The organism is Nostoc sp., from assembly GCF_036917375.1.
Taxonomy (GTDB): Bacteria; Cyanobacteriota; Cyanobacteriia; order Cyanobacteriales; family Nostocaceae; genus Nostoc.
Genome location: NZ_JBALDN010000072.1, coordinates 1 through 6886, shown reverse-complemented (window position 1 = coordinate 6886; position 6886 = coordinate 1). Strand labels below are relative to the sequence as shown.

Sequence of the window (6886 nt, the reverse complement as noted above, 5' to 3'; positions counted from 1 at the left end):
TTGTAATTCTACATCCATTGACCTACTTACCTTTCAGGGTTTTATTTTTTTATTCTTTTATTCAGAATACCCGGAAAGTGACAGAAGAGGGGTATGGTGTAACAGGCGGCATCGGAATTGCCTAGTTCAAAAGACATCTTGGCATTTGTAACTTTTGCCAAGATGTTGGGGAAAGGGGAAAGGGTAAGGGATTTAAAACCTTTACCCCGCTTCCGTCACGAAAGCGAACTACTACGCTAAAATAACCATTCTCCACAGCTGCTCAGAAAAGCAGAATATAACTAATGGCTAACCTCAACCTCATTTCAGAATATAAAAGCTTTGGTGGCAAACTCGGTTTCTACAGTCATCACTCCTCCACCTGTAACGCCCAAATGCGCTTTACCATCTATCAACCACCACAAGCAACTCAAAATCCTGTACCGATTCTCTATTTTCTCTCTGGATTAACTTGCACAGAAGAGAATTTTATGGCGAAGGCGGGAGGAGTGCAGCGCTTTGCCGCTGAGTACGGTTTGATATTGGTTGCACCAGATACCAGTCCGCGTAATACTGGCATTGCAGGTGAGGATGATGACTGGGACTTTGGCACTGGTGCAGGTTTTTATGTTGATGCTACAGAAGAACCGTGGCGTCAAAACTACCAAATGTATAGTTATATCGTCCAGGAATTACCTGCTTTAATTACTGCAAATTTCCCTACCCAACCTGATAAACAAGGCATTTTCGGTCATTCGATGGGGGGACATGGGGCACTTGTCTGTGCAATGAGAAACCCAGAACTCTACAAATCAGTATCAGCTTTTGCACCGATTACTGCACCTATGCGTTGTCCTTGGGGTCAAAAGGCTTTTAGTGGTTATCTTGGCAGCAATCAAGAAAATTGGCGTGCTTATGATGCTAGTGAATTAGTCAAGCAAGTAGGTTATCACAGTTCAATTCTTATCGATCAAGGGACTTGTGATAAATTTTTAGCTAAACAATTACTGCCAGAGGTGTTTAAGCAAGTTTGTACAGATGTTAACCAGCCGCTAAACTTGCGTTACCAAGAAGGCTACGATCACAGTTATTATTTCATCGCCAGTTTTATTGAAGATCATATCCGCCACCATGCGAGCGCTTTTAAAAAACTAGTAGTCTGCCAACCTAAAAATGCTAAGTGAGGACTGGGGAAAGGGGAAAGGGAAAGGGGTAAGGGGTAAGGGATTTGAAACCTTTCCCCCCGCCCCTTATCCCCAGAGGGGACCCCATCTTCCCCCTTACCCTTTACCCCGCCAAGTCACGAAAGCGAACTACTAGACCAGAAAACAGAAATTCAGATTTGACACTTTTCTTAAGTTTTATATTGTAGTGAAACAATGCAGTTATTTAATTTGCCAAATATGTATAATGCTATCCTCATTGCTACTAGCAAGGGTTTTACCATCTGGACTAAGAGCAAGCCCTAAAACCGAACTGAAACCATCCCTCCATGTGTGCAAAAGTTTCCCTTGCTCTAAGCTCCACAGTTTAATAGTGCCATCATAATTGCCGCAAATCAGAATTTTTCCATCGGGACTGATAGCAAGAGATTCAACTGAACTAAAATTATCAGTAAACTCATGCAGCAGTTTTCCAGTTTGAAGATTCCATAACTTTAGCGTACTAATTGCACGATTTCGAGAAACCAGCTGACCAAAACTACCAGTAACAAGCTTTTTGCTATCTGGAGTAATGGCAATAGCATCAACTCCGGTTTTGTGTCCTTTGAGAATATGGCGTGTTTTTTTGGTTTGTAAATCAATCAGCCTAATTGTATTATCATCGCCACCCCCAGCACTTACAAGGGTTTGCATATCAGGGCTAAATGCAACTTTACTCACAAATCCTGAGTGTGCAGCAATAGTATCAAGCAGCTTAAGCGTGTGTAAATCCCAAAGCTTGATTGTACGATCGTCACTGCCACTAGCAATCAATTTACCATCTGAACTAATCGCAACGGTTTCTATCGGTTGGGTATGCCCACTGTCGCCCTTTAGCATAAGGAAAGTGCCTAAATCCCAAACCTTAACTGTTGGGGTGCTTATCCCACCAGTTACAATCCGCTTGCCATCTGGACTAATCGCAATCGAAGTGACACCATCTGAGTCAGCTTCTAAACTACGTAGCAATTTTCCAGTACGTAAATTCCAGAATTTAATTGTATCATCTCTACCTCCACTAATCAGGGTTTGCCCATCTGAGCTAATCGCAACTGCTCGAACGCCAAAAGTCACTTTTTTATGCCCAGTCAGTGTGTGAACAAGTTGAATCTGTGGTTGAAACTGAGTAACTGTACTCTTGCCTATGGGAAAATTTGACCTAGAAGAATGTACATCAATGACAGTGATGTTTACTGCAATTGCTAAAACTATAATGACTGGTTTGGATTTGAGAAAATTCAACAATTTCATGGTACCCAGGAATGCAATTACATAACATGGTTCCCATTGGATGGGACGCGATCGCTTATAAATAGAGCAAATCAAATAATTAAATTATGAAAATATGAAAGTTAGATGATGCTAATAACACTATTAAAAATTATTTAAATGAAGAAAATATCATAATTTGATTTCCAAACAGGTTACTTATACTTGTCCTTGAATAATTTGAGCTAATTCACTGCGGCTGCGATTTGCTTCTGACCAAAAAGCTACCCAAAAAATAATTAGCATCAACATCGGCATACCTACAAATAGCGCAGCCATATAATTAGGCATAGCACCTGTCAATGTTATCGGAATGACTGCACCATACCAGGATAAAAACCACAATCCTAAAAATGCCATCACAAAAGGATGTATCCTCATTTGTACATGAATCAAGGTTTGGTGAGATTCTACTTCAAAGCGTCCTTGAATCACTGGTAAAAACGAGTTCCGGTAATGAATTATGCGACTGATTTGAAACCCTGATTCCGAAATGGTTCCTTGATAAGGGAGGTGTTTCTTAGAGAATCTAAATGCTTTTGTCGGTTCAACTTGTGCATTCAGTCGTTGCAGAACTATAGGCAGTTCATCAGGTGTCAAAATCGTAAAGCTATCGTCGGGTAATACTTTCATGTTGATTGAGGTTGCTGACTAAGAATAAAACCTCGATAATTTGTAATATGAATCCTTTTAGTTTATTCAACACAGGGTCTTGTTTTAAGTTTTCCCTCAGCAGTAGCTTTTCTAACATAAAAGCTCCCAAACCGAATCTTCGCGCCAGATTTCCTACCAACGCCCCACATCAGCAGAACTTTTGGCAGTAAGAGAGAAAATCGATTGGCTACGTTTTGCTTTAAGAGCGATGTCTACGACGGGCTGTCCGGTGTCGCTACTTTCTCCATCTCCAGATTTGCCTTCTCAGCACTCCATTACCAGCAACCCTATTTGTAGCCTACCGAGGCATCTGCTCAAAGTCGCGGATACCGTCCAAGCTTTACCTTGGGAGCAATGCGATTTTGTGAGATGACCCTACCTGGAGAGCGATCGCTCTCCAGGTTTTTCTCTATACGAGACGCTACTCGCGATCGCCCTCTTTTCCCGCCTCGCCCTTTTTCCCAGAACTACCGAGGCGTTTGCTTGGCGCGGGCATAGCAGCTGGTGATGTGAAACTGGTATGCCTCAAAGTCTGCCGTACTAATTGCACAGGTGCGCCCCGGTTTAAACTATATCTAGCGTAGGCGTAGCCCGCCTTGGGCATCGCCCTCCACCGTATAAAAGTTTCTTAGAGGAAACCTTTATAGTTAGCACAAGTAATTCTAAAACTGTCTTGACAGAAAACTTATGGTTGTTACACAAAGACGTAAACTTGGACGTTCAGGATTAGAAGTATCACCACTATCTTTTGGTGGCAACGTGTTTGGCTGGACAATTGATGAAAATAGTTCATTTGAGATTTTAGATCGCTTTATCGCGGTTGGAGGTAATTTTATTGATACAGCTGATGTGTATTCCAAGTGGGTTGCAGGAAATCTTGGCGGAGAGTCTGAGACAATTTTAGGAAAATGGCTCAAGCAGCGTGGTAATCGTGACCAAGTGGTGATTGCAACTAAGGTTGGCAACGATATGGGTATTAAAGGCAAAGGGCTTTCTCGTAAACACATTCAACAAGCTGTTGAAGACTCATTGCAAAGGTTACAAACTGATTATATCGATCTATATCAATCGCATATCGACGATGAAACTATTCCACTTGAAGAAACTCTTGAAACCTACGGAGAATTGATTCGTCAGGGAAAAGTACGTGCGATTGGTGCTTCAAATTATAGTGCAGAGCGTCTATTAAAGGCATTAGAAATTAGCCGTCAGCATGGCTATCCTCGTTACGAAAGCCTTCAGCCCCGTTATAACTTGTATGACCGAGATGGTTATGAGCAGGGTTTACAACAAATCTGCGAAGAACAAGAAATTGGTGTAATTAGCTATTCCTCTCTTTGCAGTGGCTTTCTCTCTGGTAAATATCGCTCAGAAAAAGATTTGTCTATTAGTCTGCGTGGTAGTTCTGTAAAAAGATATTTAAATCCTCGTGGTTTACGAATTCTAGAGGCAATTGATCGGGTGGCAAAGACTTATAATTCTACTCCCACCCAAGTTTCTCTGGCGTGGCTCATTGCTAATCCTACCATTACCGCACCTATTGTTAGTGCAACAAAGGTTGAGCAACTCAACGATATCATCAAAGCTGTCAATATAAATCTCGACCAAGATGCTATTGACCTTCTCAATCAAGCTAGTTCCTCAAACAGCTAGTATCGCTACCTTGTCAGTCAACAGTTAACAGTTATTCTCCCTATATAAAGAGCTTTCATCTTTGAAAAAGGGCGGCACATTCTGATGCTTGGCTTGGGCTGGGGTATGAGGGCGATCGCTTTCCTCTAAAGACCTCTTGCAAAAGTGCTTTTTGCACTCTTTTGGGAAAAGGGACTCATGTTAAAGGGGAAGGGGTAAGAGGGAAAGGTTTTAAATCCCTTACCCTTTCTCCTTTACCCTTTCCCCAGCCCTCACCTAACAATTTTGGGTTGGCAGACTACTAGGAGCTTTTTTATTTATTATTAATCTCAATTAGGGAGTATATCACCAGAAGTAACAGCATTCATCCTCAAGGCTATTAAGAATTGATTCTACTGGTAGATCGGATATCAATGTTGGGATTGCTATTGTGTATTTGTCAGTGAAAAACTTTTATAAAATTAAAACAATGAATATTCTTGCTTGGATTGTTTTAGGTCTAATTGCTGGTGCTATTGCAAAGGCTATCTACCCCGGTCATCAAGGCGGGGGAATCTTCGGAACAATCTTATTAGGAATTATCGGTGCTTTTGTTGGTGGCAGTCTGGGTGTATTCTTCAATACAGGAACCTTGACTCTAACAGCTTCAACTCTTAGCATTCCCGGTATCGCGATCGCAGTTCTTGGTGCAATTGTTGCAATCTTCTTATGGAACGCGTTAACTAGTCGCAGTGCTTTGTAATCAATTAAATTGGAATTAATTAATAGTAAACATCGGGGAACTCATTTGACTATATTTTCTCCCTGAATTGAAATAAAACAATAGCGCTTACCTATATTTAGGTAGGCGTTAATATTATTTGCGGCAACATTTACAAGTTGCCTTAAAGGCGATCCTGACGGGAGCATCCCGTGAAAATTCAGACTGTAGATGTAACAGCGCGGCTTTTAGAGTAAAAGTACACGAGCAAAAATAAACTACTATTCATTGCTATGCTTGCAGTATATTATGCTAAAAAGCTTATAATAGCTATATTAGAAAAGTTCTGGATTAGCACAGTAAAATATGACATTGAAAAACACTTTTGGTGAATATAGTTTTGTCACTAAACTAGACGTTACTAATCTTGAAGCTAGTGCCGAGTGGTACAAGTCCAAGCTTGGGTTAGTTCCTGAAGAAAAATATGACACACCTAGCTGGAGACAGTTTAGTTTTCCTGATATTCCACGCTTTGCAATCGGATTGAACTTGAGTGACTCAGTTGAACCAGGTAATACGGTTAATACCTTTGTTGTCAACGATATAGTTACTGCTCGTCAAAGCCTGACTGAAAAAGGAGTCTCAGTTGGGCCAATTACCGATGTCGGTCACGGAGTGCAATTATCCACCTTCAAGGATATTGACGGAAATTTGTTAGGGCTTAGGCAAAATCCGCAGTCTTAACCTGGATTTACACCTAAATCGGGGAATTAGGCAGGGATATGATTTCATTTGCAATTTAACCTAACTGTCTTAGTGGGGGATCAGCCTAAAAAAGCTTGTAAAACGAATCTTGACCCAAGATTTCCCACCAACTCCCCACTCATGACTCCAATAGTCCACATCAGCAAAACTTTCGGCAATAAGAGAGAGAATCGATTGGGGGGCGATGGACTAGTCTCCACAAGAGCGATGTCTACGACGGGCTGTCTGGTGTCGCTACTTTCTCCATGCCCAGATTTATCTTACTCAGCACCCCATCACCAGCAAGTATACCTGTTCGAGTGAGATGCTTATTACAGCAGTTTTCTTTTGCATGAGGTACAAAGTCACTGGTTTTGAGGCAGAAGGCAGGAGGAAGAAGAATAATTGTACTGAAGAACCAAATTTATCAATACTGCTGACAGTAATTATGTGAAGCTAATTCATTGGTCAAGCTTGAAAAATGAACCAGAAACGAGGATTATTGATGAACTTCATCCATATATAAATAATATTTTTGATAAACCTTATTATTCTGCATTCACGGAAAACTTTTCGACTTTTATTTTGATTAATCAAATCAGCAAAATATATCTTTAGACATCTCCGAAAACAGTTAAAGCCTTTGTGTGGCTAGGCTGTAGCCCGTAAATGCAATCATCTTAAATTAGTTAGTCTGTACGATAAA

General features: G+C 40.9%; 8 protein-coding genes. 5 read left to right on the top strand and 3 right to left on the bottom strand.

The features are described from left to right. Positions 1 to 284 precede the first annotated feature (284 nt). Positions 285 to 1163 (top strand): S-formylglutathione hydrolase, encoded by an 879-nt coding sequence (fghA, locus tag V7K45_RS19155; RefSeq protein WP_335006138.1) that lies wholly within the window; start codon positions 285 to 287, stop codon positions 1161 to 1163. 201 nt (positions 1164 to 1364) lie between these two features. Here the strand turns inward: fghA and V7K45_RS19150 are convergent, their stop codons facing one another. Next, positions 1365 to 2432, bottom strand: coding sequence for a WD40 repeat domain-containing protein (locus tag V7K45_RS19150; RefSeq protein ID WP_335006136.1), 1068 nt, complete (start codon positions 2430 to 2432; stop codon positions 1365 to 1367). A gap of 177 nt (positions 2433 to 2609) precedes the next feature. Further along, entirely contained in the window at positions 2610 to 3083 is a 474-nt protein-coding gene (locus V7K45_RS19145) for a hypothetical protein (protein ID WP_335006134.1), read from the bottom strand. A 181-nt stretch (positions 3084 to 3264) separates the two neighbouring features. Here V7K45_RS19145 and V7K45_RS19140 point away from each other — a divergent pair, with 181 nt between their 5' ends. Then, the gene (locus V7K45_RS19140; RefSeq protein WP_335006132.1) at positions 3265 to 3477 is read left to right on the top strand and encodes a hypothetical protein; all 213 of its coding nucleotides are present in this window, start codon (positions 3265 to 3267) and stop codon (positions 3475 to 3477) included. Positions 3478 to 3525: 48 nt separating this feature from the next. Here V7K45_RS19140 and V7K45_RS19135 read toward each other — a convergent pair whose 3' ends face one another. Next, positions 3526 to 3708, bottom strand: coding sequence for a hypothetical protein (locus V7K45_RS19135; protein ID WP_335006130.1), 183 nt, complete (start codon positions 3706 to 3708; stop codon positions 3526 to 3528). 83 nt (positions 3709 to 3791) lie between these two features. On the opposite strand from V7K45_RS19135, the gene V7K45_RS19130 reads away from it, so the two are divergent. The 3 genes from V7K45_RS19130 to V7K45_RS19120 all read left to right on the top strand — a co-directional run bounded on the left by V7K45_RS19130 (position 3792) and on the right by V7K45_RS19120 (position 6180). Beyond that, positions 3792 to 4757 (top strand): aldo/keto reductase, encoded by a 966-nt coding sequence (locus V7K45_RS19130; RefSeq protein WP_335006128.1) that lies wholly within the window; start codon positions 3792 to 3794, stop codon positions 4755 to 4757. 448 nt (positions 4758 to 5205) lie between these two features. After that, the gene (locus V7K45_RS19125) at positions 5206 to 5478 is read left to right on the top strand and encodes a GlsB/YeaQ/YmgE family stress response membrane protein (protein ID WP_335006126.1); all 273 of its coding nucleotides are present in this window, start codon (positions 5206 to 5208) and stop codon (positions 5476 to 5478) included. A 324-nt stretch (positions 5479 to 5802) separates the two neighbouring features. Next, a complete protein-coding gene (locus tag V7K45_RS19120; protein ID WP_335006124.1) occupies positions 5803 to 6180 on the top strand; it encodes a VOC family protein in 378 nt (125 codons plus the stop codon). Positions 6181 to 6886 lie beyond the last annotated feature (706 nt).